We start from the raw sequence: 21,394 nt of genomic DNA, 5'->3' as shown, positions 1-21,394 counted from the left end.
GCCTGTTTTGAAAACAGGCTCTTTTTTTATTACAATTCAGAGTCATCCAGCCGGCGCAGGCTTTTTTGATACGGTGTGCTGGCGCGCAGTGCGCACAGCAGCAGGCTCATTACAAAAGCGGCCGCCACTGTGTCGCTGAGGAAATGCCGTCCCATAATCAGCCGGGACGCCGCCATGCCTGCCACATAGGCCCAGCAGACAGCCCACACCAGACCGCGGCGCCGGTTCCAGCCCGGCAGAACGTCGCACAGCAGCACCAGCACGAAAATGCCGCAGGCCGCGGCCGTGTGCCCCGAGGGGAAACTGCTTCCGCCGTTCCCGAAAGGTTCCAGCCAGGTGGTGAACGCACTGAAATCCCCCGCCGCCATCATATCGTCAAAGCGGGTTCTGTTCCATACAAGCTTCAGCAAATTGATCAGCGCGTTGTCCAGGATCATATACACCACCGACCAGCCCATGGCTGTGTGCAGCCGGCGGCGAAGGCCGTCGCCGCCGCGGACCAGCACCCGCGCCAAAAGCACACCCAGCAGCACCAAAATAGCCCAAACCGCAGCCGTGTGCCAGACGGCACCGGGCACGCTGCGCTTTTGCAAGTTGCTCAGCGAAGCCCAGAACAGCGCTGCTGCGCCCACCGCCCCCAGCAGCCGGGCCCCTGTGCGAAGCCCGGGCCGTTTCGGGCCGGACAGCCAGAGCCACAGAATTGCCGGAAGATACAGCGGATAATAGCCAAAGCATTCCATCCAAATTGCGGGATAGAACTGCGGTGCATACACCGCGTGATTCAAAGGCAGATCCCACAGTGCACCTGCGGCCATGCCCAACACAAACAGAATGATCCCCCACAACCAGGCCCTCGGAAAATGCTTTTCCTGTCTCATTGTTCGCCCTCTTTCTCCGGCCGCAGAAGCTGTTCAAACGCCTGCGCGGCCAATGGTTTTGCAAAATAGTAGCCCTGGAAATCATCACAGCCTCTTTCTTTCAGAAACAGGAACTGCTGTTCCTGCTCCACGCCTTCCGCTGTGACAGACATTCCCAGTGATTTGGCCAGTTCGATGGTGAACCGAATGATTTTATCTCCCCGGGAATTGCCGATCTCATCCACAAAGCTTTTGTCCAGTTTCAAAATATCGAAGGACAGATCCTTCAAACTTGCCATGGAAGAATAACCGGTTCCAAAATCATCCACCAGCACCCGGAAGCCTGCCTGATGCAGCTGACGGATCACATCCCGCATATTTTCCACGTTCTCCACGGCGGCGCTTTCGGTCACTTCGAACTGAACCGCCCAGGGCGGCAGCCCCGCCTGCTGGAACATTTCCCGGCAGCGAATGGCATAATCCTTTTGATACAGCCGCGCGCGGGACAGATTGACCGAGACGGGAACGATGGCCCGCCCCTGCTTCCTCCAGGCAGTCTGCTGGCGGACGACCGCCTCCAGCATATAATCGTCCAGGCGGGCGATCCATCCGTTTTGCTCGCAAAGAGGAATGAAGCGGCCGGGCGGGATCAAAGTACCATCGCAGTTCCAGCGCACCAGTGCTTCCGCGCCGGTGACGGTCGTTCCGTCCGGCCCGAATTTGGGCTGATAATACGGTATAAATTCCCTGTTGAGAAATGCGCCGTCCAGCCGGCTTTCGATCTGCTGCAGTTCCCGGGTGGCATCGCGCATCGCCTGGTCATAAAAAGCACAGAAGCCCTGCCGCGTGCGCACCATTTTGGAGGCGGTCAGCGCCTGGTTGTAGACCTTTTCCCACTCGAAATCCTTTTCTTCCAGTTCATAAACGCCAATGGCCGGCATCACATTGGGACGGTTTGCGTCCTGAGATACATCCAAAAGCACCTGTGCCACTTCCTCGGCGCGTGTCTCCAACTGTGCGGGATCGTCGTATTTCCACAGTGCCACAAAATGGTCGGCGGTACGGCGGGCAGCCACCTCGCCGGTCCGAATGCTGCTCAGCCAGACAGACCACACCTGCCGCAGCACACGATTGCCCTCTTCCACGCCAAAAATACTGTTGATGCGTTTAAAATTCTGCAAATCAAGCACCACACAGGCCAACTTTCCATGGGGCTGCTTCAGCTGCTCGTCCGCCTCCTGACAAAATTTTGCAAAATTGTACCCGCCGGTCAGCGGATCGGCGTACGCCAGTTCCATCAAACGCCGTTTCTGACGGGCGCGGGTGCCGGACAGCACTGCCGCACCTGCCAGAAAGGAAACTACCAGAATACCGATCAGCAGATGATTGGCTCCAAGCACCGGCGCAGTGCGCGCCTCCAGAACTTCCGAAGGCACCACATTCAGCAGATACCAGTCGTTGATCCCCAGCGGCATGTAATAGCCGTATCGCCTGCCGTCCCGCTCAAATTCCACCATGCCGCTGCCGCCCCGGGCCATGTCCTTCTGCATGACCTCCACCGCCTGCAGGTTCCGCTCGGATACCGCAGGCAGCATTTGGAACAGATTCTCGTAAATATTGTTCTGTGAGACCACAATTGTCCCGTCCGATTCAATCACATAGGAATAGCCTTTTCCCTGAAAGGACGGCACGTCCAGCAGTGTGCGGAACTGGCGGGTGCTGTAGACGGCGAACAGTACGCCCACCGGCTCCTGGTTCTCCACAAGCGGCACAGCATAGACATTGATCCACATTCCGTCGGTGCTGTCCTTTACCGGTGCGGTCAGCACTTTTTCATTTTCCATGGCCGCCAGAAAGAAGTCTCGCTGGCCCACCTGAATCACGCGGTTGTCGGTGGTGAAGGCTGTTCCGTCCGCTGCGGCAATGCCCATTCGTTTAAAACCGTACATCTTTACCAAGGGCATCAGGGAACGAACACCCGCCTCCGGCTGATCTGCCCCGACAGAGACAATCTGCTGTGCAACACCTTGCAGAAGCTGCTGATTGGCCTCTACTTCCTGACACAAAACCAGGCGGCTCTGCGCAGCGACGTCTTCCAGTGCATGGCTGATCTGATTTGCCATCTGATGCTGAATAAATACGGTATAGCCGTACAGGCACGCCGCCAGAACACAGCCGTAGAAAGCCAGACAGATGGCTGTCAGCCGCAGAAGTTTGCCGCGCTTCATGTCCTTCCCCTCCTCCCAAGTCTGTTTTCATCATCATACCATACGAAAAAAAGCACCGTCCACACCGACCGTCAAAAAAATTTGAACAAGTTGTGAAAACTGACCGCTTTCCGTTGACTTTTCCTTAAAAATCTCCTATGATACTTTGGTACGTTAATCATTAGCTTTCCTAACTATTAGGCAACGAAAGGAAGTTCTGTCTTGAAAAAGGACGTATCGCAGACCACACGGCTGTTCACTGTGATGGACCATATGCGCCGTGTCTGGCAAAATCTTCGTCCGTGCCCCGATCTGACCAAAGCGCAGTTTGGCACTTTGATGGTGCTGGCCAATGGCGGAAAAAAGCCCGGACCCGAAGACCCGCACCCTTGTCTGCCCGGACGGCCGGTGATGAGCCTGTCTGCGGTGGCGGCCGCTATGGGGCAGAGCCTTCCGTCCATCAGTCAGCGCATCAGCGCCCTGGAGGGCATGGGATATGTGGAGCGTGTGCCCGACCCGTCCGACCGGCGGGTATCCGGCATCCGCATCAGCGCCAGCGGAATCTCTCTGCTGGAACAGGCCAAAAGCGATCTGGGCGCACGCATCAATGCCGCCATCGACACCCTGGGCGGCGAAAATCTTGAATTGCTGCTGAATCTGCTGGAGCAATTTGCGGCCGCGCTGGATGCAGCAGCTGAAGAAGAAACTGGAGGAGTGAACGAAACATGTTGAAACTGAAGCGGTATATGAAGCCATATCTCGGGTTTCTGTTGGCCGCGGTCCTTCTGCTGTTCGGCCAGGCGATGCTGGAGCTGGAACTGCCCAATATGATGAGCAACATTGTAAACATCGGCATTCAGCAGGGCGGCATTACCCAGGCCGCGCCCGACGCCATCGACGCTGACGCCATGGCGCTGATGAAGCAGTTCATGTCCACAGAGGATCAGGCGGTAGTGGACGAAGCCTACAGTCCCTTCGACAGCCTGGCGGACACCGACAAGCTGTACAAAACCTATCCCGAGGCGGACGGAACCACCTTGGCTCTGACCGGAGACGGCAGCGCAGCCTCCGGCGCGTTCAGCCGTGCCTCTTACGCGCTTCTGCAGGTGTTGGAGCAGGTGGGTTCGCAAAGCGGACAGAGCTTTGGCGACGCTGATTCCAAAACCATGGACCTGTCCAGAATGAATGAACTGCTTCCCCTGCTGCAGCAGTTGCCCCGGCAGGTGGTGGACGATGCCATTGCCGCTTCGGCCGCCACACCGGACATGATGCTGGAGCAGACAGCCGCCGTATTCACCAAAAGCTTTTACGTGCAGCTGGGCGCGGACACCGACGCCATCCAGAACCGTTACATCTTCAGTACCGGCGCGAAAATGTTGGGTCTGGCCATTTTGCTCACAGCCTGCGCCATTGGCGCAGGGTTCTGCCTTGCCCGTATGGGTGCAGGCGTGGGCCGCGACCTGCGCCATGCCGTATTTGAGCGCGTGACCCATTTCAACAACGCGGAGATGGACCAGTTTTCCACCGCCAGCCTGATCACCCGCACCACCAACGACATCACCCAGGTGCAAACATTCCTTTCCATGGGCCTGCGCATGATGTGCTTTGCCCCCATCATGGGCATTGGCGGCCTGATCATGGGCCTGTCCAAATGCGTATCCCTGGCCTGGGTGCTGGCACTGGCATTGATTTTGATGCTGGGCCTGATCCTGATGCTGTTCACGGTGGCGCTGCCCCGCTTTAAAAAGATGCAGCAGCTGGTGGACCGGCTGAACCTGGTCAGCCGTGAGGAGCTGTCCGGCATGATGGTGGTTCGCGCCTTCGCCAACCAGGACTTTATGCAGAAGCGTTTTGACAAGGCCAACCGTGATCTGACATCCAACACGCTGTTCGTCAACCGCGCCATGACCATCATGCTGCCGTTCATGATGCTGGTGATGAACGGTGTCTCCCTGCTGATCGTCTGGTTCGGCGGTCATCAGATTGCGGAGAGCAACATGCAGGTGGGCGACATGATGGCCTTCATCCAGTACGCCATGCATGTGATCATGAGTTTCCTGTTCATCAGCATGATGTTCATCATGGTTCCCCGTGCCACCGTCTCGGCCGAGCGTATTTATGAGGTCATCACCACTGAAAGTTCCATCAAGGACCCCGAACAGCCCAAGCATCTGCCCGCCCGGCCCCAGGGCGTCATCCGCTTTGAGGATGTCAGCTTCCGGTACGAAGGGGCGGACGCCAACGTGCTGGAACACATCAGCTTCACCGCAAAACCCGGCGAGACCACTGCGTTCATCGGCTCCACCGGCTCCGGCAAGTCCACGCTGGTCAACCTGGTCCCCCGTTTTTACGATGTGAGCGAGGGCCGTATCACCATCGATGGCATCGATGTGCGTGACCTGACCCAGCATGAGCTGCGCGACGCCATCGGCTATGTGCCGCAGAAGGGCCTGCTGTTCTCCGGAACCGTGGCTTCCAACCTGCGTTATGCCGACGCCGAAGCCAGCGACGAAACGCTGCAGCGCGCCGCGGACGTGGCCCAGGCCACGGAGTTCATCCAGCAGCTGGAAGACGGGTTTGACACCGCCATCAGCCAGGGCGGCACCAACGTTTCCGGCGGACAGCGCCAGCGTCTTTCCATCGCCCGCGCGCTGGTGAAAAAAGCACCTGTGTATATCTTTGACGACACTTTCTCGGCGCTGGACTTCAAGACAGATGCCAAACTGCGCAAGGCCCTGGCCGGATACACCGAAAACTCCACCGTGCTGCTGGTGGCACAGCGTGTTTCCACCATCATGCACGCGCAGCAGATCGTTGTTCTGGACGAAGGCCGGGTAGCCGGCATCGGCACCCACAAGGAACTGCTGAAAACCTGCAAAACCTACCGCGAGATCGCGGAAAGTCAGCTTTCAAAGGAGGAATTGGCATAATGGCACACGCTGCACCTCAAGGCCCGCGCCCCGGCGGACGCGGCCCCGGCGCGATGATGCCGGGCGAAAAAGCCAAAGACTTCAAAGGCACCATGAAAAAGCTGCTGGCCTATCTGGGCAAGTTTCTGCCCAGCATCATCCTGGTTTTGGTCTGCGCCGCAGCTTCTACCATTTTTTCCATTTTCGGGCCCAAAATTCTGGGTCAGGCGACCACCAAACTGTTTGAGGGCGTGATCGCGCTTCTCACCGGCACGGGCACCATTGATTTCGATGCCATTGCCCAAATTCTGATATTCCTGCTGTGCCTGTACCTGATCAGTGCTCTGCTGAGTTATGTGCAGGGCTGGGTGATGGCCGGCGTGGCCACCAAACTCAGCTATTCCATGCGTCGGGACATCAGCAACAAAATCGACCGCATGCCCCTGGCCTACTTCGACCGTGTTCAGTCCGGTGAAGTGCTGAGCCGCATCACCAACGACGTGGACACTGTGACCCAGACGCTGAACCAGAGTCTCTCTCAGATCGTCTCCAACGTGACCATGATGGTGGGCGTGCTGTGCATGATGCTTTCCATCAGCCCCATCATGACGCTGGTGGCACTGTGCATTCTGCCCTTCAGCGTGCTGATCGTTATGAACGTGGTCAAACGCAGCCAGCCCTACTTCCAGCAACAGCAGGAATATCTGGGCCATGTGAACGGCCACGTGGAAGAGATGTACGGCGGCCATGTGATTGTCTCCGCCTTCAACGGCGAGGAAGACAGTCTGGCTACTTTTGACAAGCTCAACGAGCGGCTGTACACCTCCGCCTGGAAGAGCCAGTTCCTTTCCGGCATGATGATGCCTCTGATGAACTTTGTAGGCAACCTGGGTTATGTGGGCATCTGCGTGCTGGGCGGCTTCCTGTCTCTGAACGGAACCATCAGCGTAGGCGATATTCAGGCATTTATTCAGTATGTGCGCCAGTTCACCCAGCCCATTAACCAGATCGCCAACATCTCCAATGTGCTGCAGCAGACCGCAGCCGCGGCCGAGCGCGTGTTTGCCTTCCTGGAAGAGGACGAGGAAGCACCCGACACGCAGCAGCCCCTCTCCATGGACGTGGTCAAGGGCGAAGTGGACTTTGCCCATGTGCACTTCGGCTATGTGCCCGAGAAAACCATCATCAACGATTTCTCCGCCATCATCAAGCCGGGCCAGAAGGTGGCCATCGTCGGCCCCACCGGCGCGGGCAAGACCACCATGGTCAAACTGCTGATGCGTTTTTACGACGTATCCGGCGGTGCGATTTTGCTGGACAAATACAATGTGAAGCAGTTCCGGCGCAATGACCTGCGCGACATGTTCGGCATGGTTCTGCAGGACACCTGGCTTTACAACGACACCATTCGTGAAAACATCCGCTACGGCCGGCTGAACGCCACCGACGAAGAAGTGCTGGAAGCGGCCAAGGCCGCCCAGGTGGACCACTTCGTGCGCACCCTGCCCCATGGTTATGACACCGTGCTGAACGAGGACGCCACCAACATCAGCCAGGGCCAGAAGCAGCTTCTGACCATCGCCCGTACCATCATTTCCGAGCCGAAAATTCTGATTTTCGACGAGGCCACCAGCAGCGTGGATACCCGTACGGAAATCGCTATTCAGAAGGCGATGGACCATCTGATGGAGGGCCGCACCAGCTTCATCATCGCTCACCGCCTGTCCACCATCCGCGACGCGGATGTGATCCTGGTCATGCGGGACGGCGACATTGTGGAGACCGGCAACCACGAGGAACTGCTTGCCAAAGGCGGTTTCTATGCCGAGCTGTACAACAGCCAGTTTGCTTCTCCCGACGACGAGGCCGTCTAAAAACCAAACGCCCCGGACTTTGTGTCCGGGGCGTTTTTGCAGCAGGGGTTCCGACAAAAAAGGACCGCTTCCAAAGAAGCGGTCCTTTTTCATGCAAAAGAGAGATTAGCCCTGCTCTTTCATTTTGGCGAAGCACTCGCTGCAGTACACAGGACGGTCCTCGCGGGGTTTGAAGGGCACGCGGGCCTCTTTGCCGCAGGATGCGCACACGGCGGTGAACATCTCGCGGGTGCCACGGGTGGCGTTCTTGCGGGCATCACGGCAAGCTTTGCAGCGCTGCGGCTCGTTCTCAAAGCCACGGCTTGCATAGAACTCCTGCTCACCGGCGGTGAACACGAACTCCTGGCCGCAATCTTTGCATACTAAGGTTTTGTCTTCGAACATAATGGGTATCTCCATTCATTAGTATTTGCCCGCGGAAGGATTTAAACCGACACCTTTGATCTGGGACCAACGCTCTGACTTTAAGCTACTAAGGGCATATAAAAGACGCATCCGCGTCTTAAAAACATTATTTGAGTTTTGCTCGCACACGCTGAAGGGCATTGTCCACGGCTTTTTCGGAAAGATTCAGCCGCGCGCCGATCTCCCCATAGCTGCACCCGTCCAGAAACAGGGCCAGCACCTGCTTTTCCCGCCGGGAAAGCCGGGTCTCAATGCTGTGCAGCATGCTGGAATACGCCTCCTGCGCCTCGGTCTGTTCTTCCGGCCCGGGCGCCGCCTGGCTGTCTTCCAAAGGCACAAACTCATTCAGGGGCGCATGCTTGCGGCGGCTTGCCGCCCGCTGCGCATCCGTGATGGCGTTCTGCACACACACGTTGGCGTACGTGGAAAAGGAAGCTTTGGCGTCGGCGTCATAATTTTCAATGGCATGGAACAGGCCGATCAGCCCTTCCTGCACCGCATCGTCAAAGGCCAGACCCGGACAGACAGCACGGGCTGCCAGCGCACGAATGGCCGGCATCTGCCATGTGATCAGCGCTGCCAGCGCCGGTTCATCGCCCGCGCGAGCACAGCGCAATTTGTGCTTCAGTTCGGAATCTTCCATTTCATTTCCCCGCATACGTGCTACGTTTCCCATTTTACCAGTCATCGTTTAAAAGTCAAGCAAAATCCTGTTTCTGGCAGAACTTTGTTGTATCCTCACAAAGAAAACCCGGCAGCTATTGGGCAAAACTTCCAGTTGTCTGTTCCTGCTGCGGCGACATTTCCCGAACGGTGACGTTTCGGATCCATTTTCCGCTGCGCAGGCGAAAAAACGAGAAGATGGATTTGAACACGCTGTCGCTGCGCAGACACAGGTACACCACGGTGACCGGCATCTTCCAGACCACCCCGGTCAAAAAGCCCAGCGGCAGCGCGATGAGCCACAGGGTGCCGCACTCGTTGTAAAAAGCAAAGCGCGTATCGCCGCCGCCCCGCAGCACGCCCACAATGCACGTCACATCAAAGCCGATGACCAGCTGCAAAAGCGCCAGCTCCCGAATCAGCGACGCGGCCGCCTCCCGGGTCTCGGGCGTGACATGGTAAAAATTCAGGAACAGCGGGCCCACCAGCAGCAGGAACACACAGTTCACCACGCTGACCGCCACCGCCAGCAGCAACAGTGTATTGGCCACTTTCTGCACGCGGGCACGGCTTCCCTCGCCCACGGTCTTGCCTGTGATGACGGCCGCGCCGTTGGCAGCTCCCGAAAGCGTCACAAACGCCAGCTGGTTCAAAATGCCCACAATGCTGTATGCCGCCATAAACACACTGCTGATCTGCCCGATGATCACGCTGATCATGGAGAAGCCCACGCCCCACAGCATCTCATTGCCCAGAACCGGAAGGCTGTGCTCCATGTAGCTGGGCAGCAGATCTCTCTCCCGGTGCAGGCAGTCGCCCAGGCGGAAGCCCACCACCTTCTCGCGGCGGTACATGTACACCAGCACCATGGCCAGCTCGGAGCAGCGGGCGATCACCGTGCCCACGGCAGCGCCCCGCACTTCCAGCCGCGGTGCGCCGAAAGCGCCGAAAATGAACACGTAGTTGAAAAACACATTCACAAAGAAGCTGATGGCATAGATGACCGCGCTGACCTTTACCTGTTCCACCGCCCGCAGGCTCATCATATAGTTGTTGGAAATGCTGTACGGCAGGTAGGAGAACACCACCAGCGTCAGATAGGACACCGCCGCCTGGACGATGGCCTCGTCCTTTGTGTAAAACCGGGCGATGGTTTCCGGAATCAGCAGGCAGATCACCGTCACAGTCAGGGAAGCCACAAACACCAGTTGCATACTGATGCGCATGACTTTCCGGATGCTGGCGGTATCTTTCCGGCCCCAGTACTGGGCGATCAGCACGCCGCCGCCCGAAGAGAGCCCGAAGCCCAGAGACATCAGAATGGCAAAGGGCTGGCCGCCCACATTGGCCGCGCTGATGGCCACGTCTCCAAAACTGCCCAGCATCACGCTGTCCATCATATTCACGCCGAAGCTGATCATGTTCTGCAGCGCGATGGGGATGGAAATGGCAAGCAGCGACGCAAAAAAGCGCCGGTCCAAAATCAAATAGCGTCTCAGTGTCTGTCCCATGCTTATATCCCCTTTATGACTCCTTTTTCTCTCCCTTCGGCTGTTTCATGGTCAGGGAGATTCTCTTTTTGGCCACATCCACGCTCAGCACCCAGACGGTGACCACGTCTCCCACCTTCAACACCTCGCCGGATGGCGGATAAACCGGTTGGAGATCTGGCTGATGTGCACGAGGCCGTCCTGATGGACGCCGATGTCCACGAACGCCCCGAAATCAATGACATTGCGCACGGTGCCCTTCAGTTCCATGCCGGGCACAAGGTCTTTCATATCCATCACATCGGTGCGCAGAAGCGGCTTGGGCAGACTGTCGCGCATGTCCCGCCCCGGGCGCAGGATCTCGGCGATGATGTCCTCCAGGGTGGGCACGCCCACGCCCGTCTGCCGCGCCAGTTCTTCCATGCCCATGGCCCGTGCCTTTTCCGGCAGGGTCTGCACGGCGCTGGTTCCGATGTCCTGTGCCGAAAAGCCGCACAGCTCCAGCAGTTTTTGCGCCGCCTCATAGCTTTCGGGATGAACGGCAGTGGCATCCAGTTTGTTTTTGGCGCCCGGCACCCGCAAAAAGCCCGCGCACTGCTCAAAGGCCTTGGGCCCCAGCTTGGAAACCTTCAAAAGCTGTTTGCGGGTGGTGAAGGCACCGTTTTCCTCCCGGTACTGCACAATGTTTTTGGCTGTGGCCGCCGTCAGGCCGGCCACCCGGTTCAGCAGCGGCGCCGAAGCGGTGTTCAAATCCACGCCCACCGTGTTTACGCAGGCTTCCACCACGCCGTCCAGCGCAGCGGACAACTGGGCCGGGGGCATGTCGTGCTGGTACTGGCCCACACCCACCGCTTTGGGATCGATTTTCACCAGTTCCGCCAGGGGGTCCTGCAGGCGGCGGGCAATGGACACCGCGCTGCGCAGGTTGACGTCATATTCCGGAAATTCTTCAGCAGCCAGCTTGGAGGCGGAGTACACGCTGGCGCCCGCCTCGCTGACCACCATGTAGCTGACCGGACGGTCCAGCTCACTGATGACCTGCGCCGCAAAAATCTCGGTTTCTTTGCTGGCGGTGCCGTTGCCGATGGCGATGATCTCCACTCCGTGCTTTTCAATGAGAGCCTTCACCTTCCGCTTAGCTTCCTCCACGCGCTTGAACTCCGGCACCGGATAGATGACCGCGGTGTCCAGCACTTTTCCGGTGGGGTCCACCACAGCGGTCTTGCAGCCCATGCGATAGCCGGGGTCCAGCCCCATGGCCACCTTGCCTTTGATGGGCGGCTGCAGCAGCAGCTGTTCCAGATTTTTCGAGAATACGCGGATGGCACCCTCGCAGGCTTTTTCCGTCAGACCGGCCCGCACTTCCCGCTCCAGGCTGGGATGGATCAGCCGTGCGTAGGCATCGGCCGCGGCCTCGCGCACCTGCTGGCCGCACAGGGACTGATTTTTCACCGTGCGCCGCAGCACCAGATCCAGCGCGCGGTCGCTCTCCACTTCCACGCTGACTTTCAAAAAGCCCTCGCGCTCGCCCCGGTCCACGGCCAGCACCCGGTGCCCCGCCATTTTGGAGGCCGGCTCGGAATAATCGTAATAACCGGCGTACACGCTGTCCTCGTCCTTCTTGGCCGCCTTGCTGGCGACCCGCGCAGTGGCAGTGTAGAAATTGCGCAGCGCGGCACGGATCTCCGCCGCGTCGGAAATGTTCTCTGCCAGAATATCCCGCGCGCCGGCCAGTGCCGCATCCACATCGGGTACCTCATCCTTGACAAAGTCCGCGGCCAGCAGACGGGGATCGTCGCCGGTGCGCTGTTCGCCGATGCGCAAAGCCAGCGGTTCCAGTCCTCTGGCCTTGGCCATGCTGGCCCTTGTTTTCCGCTTGGGTTTATAGGGGCGGTAGATGTCCTCCACTTCCGCCAGCGTGGCCGCCTTCTCCAAAGCGGCGGCCAGTTCGTCGGTCATGGCGCCCTGCTCGGTAATGGAATTTGCCACGGCGGCCTTCTGGTCATCCAGTTTGCGCAGATAGGAAAGCCGCTCTTCCAGCTGGCGCAGTTTCTGATCGTCCATGCTGCCGGTGGCCTCTTTGCGGTAACGGGCGATGAACGGAATGGTATTTCCCTCGTCGATCAGTTCCACAGCCGCCTGCACACGGGCAGGGTCCAGCTCCAGTTCTTTTGCAATGATCTGTGCGTGTTTTGTCATGGTATTTCCCTCAACTTATTGTTTCTTTTTCCGGCGGCCGGCCAGAACCACGGCTCCGTACACCGCCCAGACGACCAGAGCGGTCACCGAAACGGTGGCGCTGGCGCGCAGACCCGGCGTCTCGTACTGGAATTCGATGGTGCTCTCCCCGGCCGGGCACAGCACCGCGCACATGCCGCCGGAAACCTTCTCCACAGTGACCGGCTCTCCGTTGACGGTGGCACTCCAGCCTTTGTCATAAGGCACGCTGAAGAACACCAGATTGTCCGAAGAAAGTTCGATGGATGCGGTGAAACCGGAGCCATCCGCCTCGAACTGGGTGACGGCTGTGGTGCGGCGCTTGTTCACGTCCCAGACGTACCCGTCATAATCCAGCCCCACCAGATCGTCGTTGGTCACCTGCTCCATCAGATGGCCGTAGGTTTCGGCCTGCTCTTCGCTGAGGCCGATGGCGCGCACCAGCATGTTGGCCCGGTCGGATTCCGACATGGTCATCAGCGTGATCGAATCGCTTTCGCCTTCTTCGTCCCCCATGAGGATGTATTTGTCATAGGCGAAGCCCATGGGCAGTTCATTTTCATTATAATAGTAAGCATAGGTGTCATCCGAGAAGGCATAGGAGTACCCGTAGGAACCGTATTTCTCCTCATACTCGGCGGATTTGTCCAGCGGCATCATCACATACTTGACGCCCAGCAGACCCCGCAGCGCATATTTTTCGTGCTCGGGTTTGGAGGAAACGTCCCGCTTGACACCCAGGTTGGGATAAAACTCCATGATGGAAGGCGACACCGTACTGTTAAAGCACAGAAGCGCCGGGCGTTTCATCCAAAGGCTCAGATTGTCGTAACACTCGTACGTATCCACACGGTAGAAGCTGTCATCCGGCCACTGAATGTTCTGGGCCGCCTCATAGCATTCCGAGCGATAGTCCTTGTCGCCCTCCCACTGGGGGAACTTGCCCAGGCTGATGTGGACCACCGAATAAAACACGGAAAAGCCCAGGATCACCGCCAGCATGATCGTGGTCATCCGCCGGCGCTGATCACCCCAGAAGCGGATCACACCGTACAAAAGCAAAAGCCCCAGGATGGCCGTGAGATACGTGAGCCAGAACTGCGACTGCCGCTGCACCACACCGATGCTCCAGGAGCCGTCCTCTTCTTTGGGCACCAGCGCAAACACCGCGTAGGCCAGCGTGATGGCGGCCACCGGTTTGAAGCCTTTTTTCCAGTCGATGTCCTCATCCTCAAAGGTGTGCATGGTGGCGGCGCACAAAATCAGGATGGGCATATAGTACCAGCGGGCGTAGTAGCTGGAGTTCAGTGCGTAAAACGCCGAGTTCAGCACCGGGACCATGGCCATGAAAAAACAGACCAGCAGAATGCGCTTCCAGGGCGTTTTTTCCCGGCAGCGCAGATAGGCCATGCTGCCCACAAAGCCCACCACCGGCAGATAGGCCGTCATGCTGGTGTGCTTGATGACTGCATCGGTGAAAATGTTGGGCAGATAGGTGGGGTCCGGCGGCAGGAACAGCGAGGTAAAAATGGCAAAATACTGCTGCACCCGGCCGTACAAAAGCAGACCGAACCCGTTGGAGACGTCCACCGTGCGGGGATTGTCCATCAGGCTCAGCGCCGCGGGCCACAGCAGCACGCAGCCCATGGCCACGCCCAGCAGGGATTCAAAGGCCAGCAGGAAAAACTTCTTCGGCCGCCGGATGCGGTAGTCCCGGCAGGAGAGTTTTGCAAAAAAGTAGATGAACAGAAATACGATCTGGCCGGCGAAGAAGAAATAGTTGTTGACCAGATTCAGGGCCACTGTCACCGGGAACAGCGCGTGAACGTCTTCGTACATGTATTTGTCCAGCGCCCACAGCAGCAGCGGGAACAGCGCGATGCAGTCCACAAAATGGTTGAAGAAGGTGTTGTACACCGTGAACCCGGAGAACGCGTACAGACATGCGGCGATCACGGCCCAGCTTTTGGTTTTTGCATAGCGGTGCAGCCACATGTAAGCCGTCAGGCCGCACACGCCGAATTTCAGGATCAACAGCGGAACCATCAAAAAGGGAAGCGTCTTGGCGGGGAACAGCGTGCTCAGCCAGAAAAAGGGCGACCCCAGCAGATAGAAGGAATAAGAGTTCACTGCGGAAGAGCCCAGGTCCGTCTCCCAGCTCCACTGCCCGGCGGAGTTCTTGACAAAGTCGTTCATATAGGCGTAGAACGGGATCTGCTGCGAGTTGAAGTCGCCGCAGTACTGGAACAGCCCCTTGTCAATGACCACAAAGGGCAGATAAATCAGCGCGGCGGTGGCCACGCAGATGAGGAACGTAAACAGATACCCGTTTCCCAGATTTTCACGTTTCAGAGTTTTCATTTGCGCATACTCCCGGTTGTGTTATAATAGCCCCAAAGCCCCCGGCCTGCGCCCGGGGCTCTGTCTGCCTTGCCGCGGAACCCCGAAGCCGGGTTTCCGCTATCCTAAAAACGAAGGAAAGAGAGGAAATCTTCCCATGAATGTCTATCCGTTCAATGCGTTGGTGGCACGGATGAAATACATTTCCCGCTGGGGGCTGATGCGGTCTTCCCGCACAGAGACCCTCAGCGAACACACGGCGGATGCGGCCATTCTGGCGCACACGCTGTGCCTTATCGCCCAAAAGGAGTTTGGCCGGAATGTGCGGCCTGAAACCGTGGCCGTGGCCGCGTTGTACCATGACGCCAGCGAAATCATGACCGGCGACATGCCTACGCCCGTCAAGTATAAGACCGAACCGCTGCGCCGCGCCTACAAAGCGCTGGAAAAAGACGCGGCCCTTTCCATGGCGGGGCTGCTGCCCGAAGCGCTGCGCCCGGAGATGGAAGGGTATCTTACAGGGGACGTGCTGACGGACAAGGAAAAGCAGCTGCTGAAAGCCGCCGACCGCCTGTCCGCGTACATCAAGTGCATTGAGGAAGAGCGGGCCGGCAACCGGGAATTTTCCGGCGCGAAGGCGCAGCAGGAAGCCGCCATCGCCGCCATGCAGTGCCCGGAAGCCGACTATTTTCTGGCCCATATGCTGCCCTGCTACCACTGGACGCTGGACGAGTTGAGCGCGGGTGAAAAAACGCCGTGAGCCTTACTCCTGCAAGGCCCAGGCGTGTTCAATGACTTTGTCCAGATCGGTGAAATGGACCATGGAGCAGCACTCCCGCCGCAGACTGGCGGCGCCCCGCAGCCCGTGCATGTACCAGGCGGCGTGGGTGCGCGCCTGCTGCATGGCCACCCGCTCGCCCTTGTCCTCGCACATGTCGTAAATGTGCTTGCGCAGCGTGGCAAAGCGCTGGTTCAGGCTGGGCGGCGCGGGGATCTCCTGGCCCATGAGCGCGGCGCGGATCTGTCCGAACAGCCAGGGGTTGCCCATGGCCCCGCGGCCCACGGCCACACCGTCGCACTCGGTTGCGCGCAGCAGCGCCAGCGCCCCTTCGGCACTGGTCACATCGCCGTTGGCCAGCACCGGAATGCGCACCGCCGCCTTGATCTTCGCAATCTCCTCTTCGTGGATGCCGGGGTTGTACATCTCCTGCCGGGTGCGCCCGTGCACGGTCAGCATGCAGATGCCCGCATCCTCACAGCGTTTGGCTACTTCCACGCCGGTCAGCGTGTCCATGTCCCAGCCGATGCGCAGCTTGGCGGTGACCGGATACGCCCCCGCGTTTTTCACCACCGCCTGCGCCACCTGCCCGGCCAGCTGCGGATCTTTCAGCAGCGCGGACCCCGCCCCGGAACCGGTGATCTTCGGCGCGGGACAGCCCATGTTGATATCCAGAAAATCAAACGGCACGTGATATTTGCCGCCGGCGGTCATGGCCGCCGCCTCACCCATGGACTGGGGCTCGGCCCCGAACAACTGAATTCCGTACGGCGCGCTGCCGCCGCCCCCGGCCATCAGCCGCGGGCTTTTTTTGTCGCCGAAGGTCAGTGCCTTGGCGCTCACCATTTCACTGACCGTGCAGCTGGCACCGTGCTGTGCACACAGAATGCGCATGGTCGTATCCGTCACGCCCGCCATGGGGGCCAGCGCAGCGCCCGGCGCAAGGGTCAGTGTTCCCATTTGAATTGCATGTTTCAACTTTTCCATAACTTAGTTATTGTATCATATATTTCGGTTTTATGGTATAATATTTTCAAATTGCCGCACATGCGGCCCATCAACAAAACATCGGAGGTCCCACCTTGAAACTTCTTGTACTGGATGGAAACAGCATCGTGAACCGTGCCTTCTACGGCATCAAGCTCCTGACCACCAAGGACGGCCGCTACACCAACGCCCTTGTGGGCTTCATGAACATTCTTTTGAAACTGCAGGCCGAGCAGAACCCGGACGAAGTGGCCATCGCCTTTGACTTGAAGGCGCCCACCTTCCGGCACAAATTGTACGACGGCTATAAGGCCCAGCGCAAAGGCATGCCCCAGGAACTGGCCGATCAGATGCCTGTGCTGAAAGAGCTGCTGGCGGACCTGGGATATCAGATGGTCACCTGCGAAGGATACGAGGCCGACGACATTCTGGGTACGCTCAGCGCCGCTTGCGAAGCCCGGGGCGATGAGTGTGTGCTGGCCACCGGTGACCGGGACTCGCTGCAGCTGATCGGGCCGCACACCACGGTGCTGCTGGCCTCCACACAGATGGGCAAAAGCGTGACCATTCCCATGGACGAAGCCGCCGTGCAGGAAAAATACGGCGTTTCCCCCCGGCAGCTGATCGACGTGAAAAGCCTGATGGGCGACACGTCCGACAACATTCCCGGCGTGACCGGCGTGGGTGAAAAAACCGCGCTGGCTCTGATCCAGGCCTTCGGCTCTCTGGCGGGCGTGTATGAAAATCTGGATGACGCGCGCATCAAAAGAGGTGTGCGGGAAAAGCTTGTCCGGGACAAAGCTCAGGCCGAGATGAGCCTGACGCTGGCCCGCATCGACCGGGCAGCGCCTGTTCCCACCGAACCCGGCGCTTATCAGCGCACACAGCCCGACGCGGCTGCGGCCAGCGCCCTTCTGACCGGGCTGGAGATGTATTCCACGTTGGAAAAACTGCATCTGGAGGCGGCTTCCGCCCCACAGCAGACCGCTGCGCCTCTGCCCCAGACGGCCCTTCAGCCCCTGACACAGGCGCCGGAGATCGGCCGCGTCTTTCTGTATTTCCAGCAAGATGCCCCTATTATTGTATATTCCGAAAACGTTTATACTTCCAGTATAGATTCGGAAGCATTTCTGGACCTGCTGGCCAATGACCGGGTGCAGAAGGAATGCTTTGACGCCAAGGCGTTTTACCGCGCGGCTTTGCGGGCGCAGCGGCACGCCCGGGGCATTGTGTTTGACGCAAAGCTGGCGGCCTATCTTCTGAACCCGTCGGCCAGCGAATATTCCATTGCACATCTGGCGGGCGCCTATGGCGCGTCGCCCTCTTTTGCCTGCGCGGATGCCCCGGACGCCCCCTGTCTGGAGCCTTTGTGCGATGCGCTGCGAAGCGCTTGCGCCCAGCAGGGCATGGAATCGCTGCTGAACGACATGGAGCTGCCCCTTGCGGAAGTGCTGGCCGAGATGGAGCATACCGGCATTCAGGTGGACAAAGAGGGCATTGAAGCCTTCGGCCGGGAACTGCAGGCGGCGCTGACCGCCGAACTGGCCGCCATCTATGAGGAAGTGGGCTACGAGTTCAACGTAAACAGCCCCAAGCAGCTGGGCAAAGCGCTGTTTGAGGACCTGGGCCTGCCCACCCGCAAAAAGACCAAGAGCGGATACTCCACCAGCGCGGATGTGCTGGAAAGTCTGCGCCGGTATACGCCGGTCATCGACCACATTCTGCAATACCGCACCTATCAGAAGCTGAACTCCACCTATGTGGAAGGGCTTTTGAAGGTGATCGGGCCGGACGGGCGCATTCACTCCACCTTCAATCAGACGGAAACCCGCACGGGCCGCATCTCTTCCAACGAACCGAACCTGCAGAACATCCCCGTGCGCACAGAACTGGGCAGCCGGTTCCGCCGGTATTTCACTGCCTGTGAGGGCTGCACGCTGCTGGACGCGGATTACAGCCAGATCGAGCTGCGCATCATGGCCCACATTTCGGGCGATGAGCACATGCGGCAGGCCTTTGCCGACGGCGAGGACATCCACCGGGCTACGGCCGCCCGCATTTACGGCGTTTCGCCCCAGGACGTGACCCCGGCCATGCGCTCGTCGGTGAAAGCCATCAACTTCGGCATCATCTACGGAAAAGGCGCGTACAGTCTGTCCCAGGATCTGGGCATTTCCGTGAAGGAAGCCGAGGCGTTTATTCAAACCTATCTGGGTGCCTATCCCAAAGTGAAGGAATACATGGATGCCACCGTTGCCTTCGGCAAGGAACACGGTTACGTGGCCACCCTGTACGGGCGGCGCCGGGTCCTGCCGGAACTGGCGTCCAGCAATTTCAACGTGCGCGCCCAGGGTGAGCGCATGGCGCTGAACACCCCCATTCAGGGAACTGCCGCGGACGTGATCAAGCTGGCCATGGTGCGTGTGTTCCGCCGTCTGCGGGACGAGGGATTGCGCGCCCGGCTGATCCTGCAGGTACACGACGAACTGATTGTGGAGTGCCCGCTGGAAGAACAGAAACAGGCCGCCCGGATTCTGGGCGAAGAGATGCGAAAAGCGGCGGACCTCTCGGTGCCGCTGGTCGCGGATGTAAACAGCGGCGACACCTGGTACGCCGCCAAGGGATGAGCCCGCTGATCCGCCCCATGGCCCCGGGCGACGCGGCGCAGGCTGCCGCGCTGGAAGCACGGGTGCCCGATTCCTGGAGCGAGGAATCCATCCGGGAGACGCTGGCCGAAGGCCACTGCTGTGTGGCGGAAGCGGACGGCCGGCTGATGGGGCTCTGCCTGTGCGGACTGGTGCTGGACGAGGCCTCGATCTATGCGGTGACCGTGGCCGAGGACATGCGCCGCCGGGGTGTGGCCCGGGCCATGCTGCAATGGATGCTGGCGCACCTGGCCGACCAGGGCGCCAAGACCGTATTTCTGGAAGTGCGCGCCCAAAACGAACCGGCCCGGGCGCTGTACCGGGCGCTGGGGTTCACGCAGGTGGGGCTTCGGCGCGGTTTTTATCGTGACCCCGCCGATGACGCGGTGCTGATGAAAAAGGAGCTGTGAGGAAATGGAGCTTGTGTTGAAAATCGTGGGCATCGTTTTTCTGATCATGGGCGCGGTGTTCGGCGCACTGGGTCTGGTGCTTGTGTATGCTCTGCACTTTTCTCCGATGCTGCTTTTCTGCCTTCTGGGCGGTATTTTTCTGGCAGTGGGCATCGGCCTGCTGACTGCACGGAGCCGGATGCGCCGCCGCAGGGAGCAGCTTCTGGAAGAGGGGCAGCGCATCAACGCCGACATTGTGGAAATCGGCTACGATACGCGCGTCAACGTCAACGGCCGGTACCCGCTGGTCATTCGCTGCCAGGCTGTGAACCCGGAGGACGGGCACGTCTACGTATTTCAAAGCCAGCCCTTCTGGTTCGACCCCGCACCGTTTCTGGGCGAGCGGACCCAGCTTCCGGTGTATGTGGACCCGGACAACTACCGCCACTACGCCGTGGATACACAGGGCATTGTGCCCGAGAAGGGCTGAGGAAGGAAGGACAACATGAAAATCTTGGGCATTGAATCAAGCTGCGACGACACCTGTGCCGCTGTGGTGGAGGACGGACGCCGGCTTTTGTCAAACTGCATCGCCTCCAGCGCGCAGGAACAGAATCTGTACGGCGGCGTGGTGCCGGAAATTGCCAGCCGGCGGCATATTGAAAACATCTCCGGCGTGGCGCAAAGCGCGCTGGACGATGCAGGGCTTTCCATGGAAGACATCGACGCAGTGGCCGTGACCTTTGCCCCCGGGCTGATCGGTGCCGTGCTGGTGGGCGTCAACTTTGCCAAAGGACTCAGCTACGCCGCCGAAAAGCCTTTGATTCCGGTGCACCATCTGCGGGGCCATGTGGCCGCGCTGTATCTGACCCACCCGGAACTGGAGCCGCCCTTTTTGTGCCTGGTGGCCAGCGGTGGACACAGCCACATCGTCTGGGTTGAAAGCTATACCAAATTCAAGGTGCTGGGGCGCACGGTGGACGACGCCGCGGGCGAAGCCTTCGACAAAGTGGCCCGCACGCTGGGCCTGGGCTATCCCGGCGGGCCGGCGGTCAGCAAGGCTGCTCTGGGCGGAAACCCCAAGGCATACCCCCTGCCCACACCCCATGTGGAAGGCAAATACAACGTAAGTTTTTCGGGCCTGAAAACCGCGGTGCTGAACACGGTGAACCACGTGCGGATGCGGGGCGAGGAAATCAGCGTGCCCGACATGGCCGCCAGTTTCCAGCAGCGCATCACCGATATTCTTGCCGAAAAGCTTTTGCTGGCGGCCGGTGACCTGGGCGCGAAAAAAATCTGTCTGGCGGGCGGCGTAGGTTCCAACCTGGCGCTGCGCCAGAAGCTGGAAAAAGGCGCAAAGCGCCTTTCCGCCCGGCTGTATCTGCCGGAACTGAAGCTGTGCGGCGACAACGCGGCCATGGTGGCGGCCCAGGGCTATTACGAATATCTGGACGGAAACGTGGCGGACCTTTCGCTGAACGGCCTACCCACACTGAACATCGATTACCGTTAAAAAAGAGGCGGGACGCATAAGCGTCCCGCCTCTTTTCGTTTCAGGGTGAATTATACTATCAAGTGCAACACTTTAGGGAAATAAAAAGGAGTTCATACAGCCCCCTGTGGTAGAATGAAG

At 59.2% G+C, this 21,394-nt stretch carries 15 protein-coding genes and 1 pseudogene; 8 read left to right on the top strand and 8 right to left on the bottom strand.

Annotated features, from left to right (window positions below; all coding sequences use genetic code 11):
- Positions 1-29: 29 nt before the first annotated feature.
- Together WMO24_RS04440 and WMO24_RS04435 are read right to left on the bottom strand one after the other, a co-directional pair.
- Positions 30-878, bottom strand: coding sequence for a phosphatase PAP2 family protein (locus tag WMO24_RS04440; RefSeq protein WP_349215113.1), 849 nt, complete (start codon positions 876-878; stop codon positions 30-32).
- Positions 875-3,085, bottom strand: coding sequence for a bifunctional diguanylate cyclase/phosphodiesterase (locus WMO24_RS04435; RefSeq protein WP_349215112.1), 2,211 nt, complete (start codon positions 3,083-3,085; stop codon positions 875-877). The genes WMO24_RS04440 and WMO24_RS04435 overlap by 4 nt, the downstream gene beginning before the upstream one ends.
- A 201-nt stretch (positions 3,086-3,286) precedes the next feature.
- On the opposite strand from WMO24_RS04435, the gene WMO24_RS04430 reads away from it, so the two are divergent.
- The 3 genes from WMO24_RS04430 to WMO24_RS04420 are packed head-to-tail and all read left to right on the top strand — an operon-like array spanning position 3,287 to position 7,847.
- On the top strand, positions 3,287-3,796 hold the full coding sequence (locus WMO24_RS04430) for a MarR family winged helix-turn-helix transcriptional regulator (RefSeq protein WP_349215111.1): 510 nt from the start codon (positions 3,287-3,289) through the stop codon (positions 3,794-3,796).
- Complete coding sequence (locus WMO24_RS04425; protein WP_349215110.1) at positions 3,790-5,994, top strand: ABC transporter ATP-binding protein; 2,205 nt, start codon at positions 3,790-3,792, stop codon at positions 5,992-5,994. The genes WMO24_RS04430 and WMO24_RS04425 overlap by 7 nt, the downstream gene beginning before the upstream one ends.
- The gene (locus tag WMO24_RS04420) at positions 5,994-7,847 is read left to right on the top strand and encodes an ABC transporter ATP-binding protein (RefSeq protein ID WP_349215109.1); all 1,854 of its coding nucleotides are present in this window, start codon (positions 5,994-5,996) and stop codon (positions 7,845-7,847) included. Before WMO24_RS04425 ends, WMO24_RS04420 begins: the two co-directional genes overlap by 1 nt.
- Before the next feature lie 105 nt (positions 7,848-7,952).
- Here WMO24_RS04420 and WMO24_RS04415 read toward each other — a convergent pair whose 3' ends face one another.
- The 5 genes and pseudogenes from WMO24_RS04415 to WMO24_RS04395 form a co-directional block, all read right to left on the bottom strand.
- Complete coding sequence (locus tag WMO24_RS04415) at positions 7,953-8,231, bottom strand: zinc-ribbon domain containing protein (protein WP_349215108.1); 279 nt, start codon at positions 8,229-8,231, stop codon at positions 7,953-7,955.
- 127 nt (positions 8,232-8,358) lie between these two features.
- The gene (locus tag WMO24_RS04410) at positions 8,359-8,940 is read right to left on the bottom strand and encodes a sigma-70 family RNA polymerase sigma factor (RefSeq protein WP_349215107.1); all 582 of its coding nucleotides are present in this window, start codon (positions 8,938-8,940) and stop codon (positions 8,359-8,361) included.
- 70 nt (positions 8,941-9,010) lie between these two features.
- Positions 9,011-10,426 carry an MATE family efflux transporter gene (locus WMO24_RS04405; RefSeq protein ID WP_349215106.1) on the bottom strand — a complete coding sequence of 472 codons (1,416 nt, stop codon included), beginning with the start codon at positions 10,424-10,426 and terminating at the stop codon, positions 9,011-9,013.
- 13 nt (positions 10,427-10,439) lie between these two features.
- Positions 10,440-12,604 (bottom strand): annotated as a pseudogene (locus tag WMO24_RS04400) (Tex family protein).
- 15 nt (positions 12,605-12,619) lie between these two features.
- Positions 12,620-14,983 (bottom strand): YfhO family protein, encoded by a 2,364-nt coding sequence (locus WMO24_RS04395; RefSeq protein WP_349215105.1) that lies wholly within the window; start codon positions 14,981-14,983, stop codon positions 12,620-12,622.
- 136 nt (positions 14,984-15,119) lie between these two features.
- Between WMO24_RS04395 and yfbR the strand changes: the two genes are divergently transcribed.
- Positions 15,120-15,722 (top strand): 5'-deoxynucleotidase, encoded by a 603-nt coding sequence (gene yfbR / locus WMO24_RS04390; protein WP_349215104.1) that lies wholly within the window; start codon positions 15,120-15,122, stop codon positions 15,720-15,722.
- Between the two features lie 3 nt (positions 15,723-15,725).
- Here yfbR and dusB read toward each other — a convergent pair whose 3' ends face one another.
- The gene (gene dusB, locus WMO24_RS04385; RefSeq protein ID WP_349215103.1) at positions 15,726-16,727 is read right to left on the bottom strand and encodes a tRNA dihydrouridine synthase DusB; all 1,002 of its coding nucleotides are present in this window, start codon (positions 16,725-16,727) and stop codon (positions 15,726-15,728) included.
- Positions 16,728-16,822: 95 nt separating this feature from the next.
- Between dusB and polA the strand changes: the two genes are divergently transcribed.
- From polA to tsaD, 4 genes are read left to right on the top strand one after another with little or no spacing between them, the layout of a single operon-like run.
- Positions 16,823-19,354, top strand: a complete 2,532-nt coding sequence (gene polA, locus WMO24_RS04380) for a DNA polymerase I (RefSeq protein ID WP_349215102.1) — start codon at positions 16,823-16,825, stop codon at positions 19,352-19,354.
- Positions 19,351-19,782 (top strand): ribosomal protein S18-alanine N-acetyltransferase, encoded by a 432-nt coding sequence (rimI, locus tag WMO24_RS04375; protein ID WP_349215101.1) that lies wholly within the window; start codon positions 19,351-19,353, stop codon positions 19,780-19,782. Before polA ends, rimI begins: the two co-directional genes overlap by 4 nt.
- A gap of 4 nt (positions 19,783-19,786) precedes the next feature.
- Complete coding sequence (locus WMO24_RS04370) at positions 19,787-20,251, top strand: hypothetical protein (RefSeq protein WP_349215100.1); 465 nt, start codon at positions 19,787-19,789, stop codon at positions 20,249-20,251.
- 15 nt (positions 20,252-20,266) lie between these two features.
- The gene (gene tsaD, locus WMO24_RS04365) at positions 20,267-21,274 is read left to right on the top strand and encodes a tRNA (adenosine(37)-N6)-threonylcarbamoyltransferase complex transferase subunit TsaD (protein ID WP_349215099.1); all 1,008 of its coding nucleotides are present in this window, start codon (positions 20,267-20,269) and stop codon (positions 21,272-21,274) included.
- The last annotated feature ends 120 nt before the right edge of the window (positions 21,275-21,394 follow it).

This window comes from Ruthenibacterium intestinale (genome assembly GCF_040096265.1).
Classification (GTDB): Bacteria; Bacillota; Clostridia; order Oscillospirales; family Ruminococcaceae; genus Ruthenibacterium; species Ruthenibacterium komagatae.
This window is presented reverse-complemented; position numbering and strand designations above follow the sequence as displayed.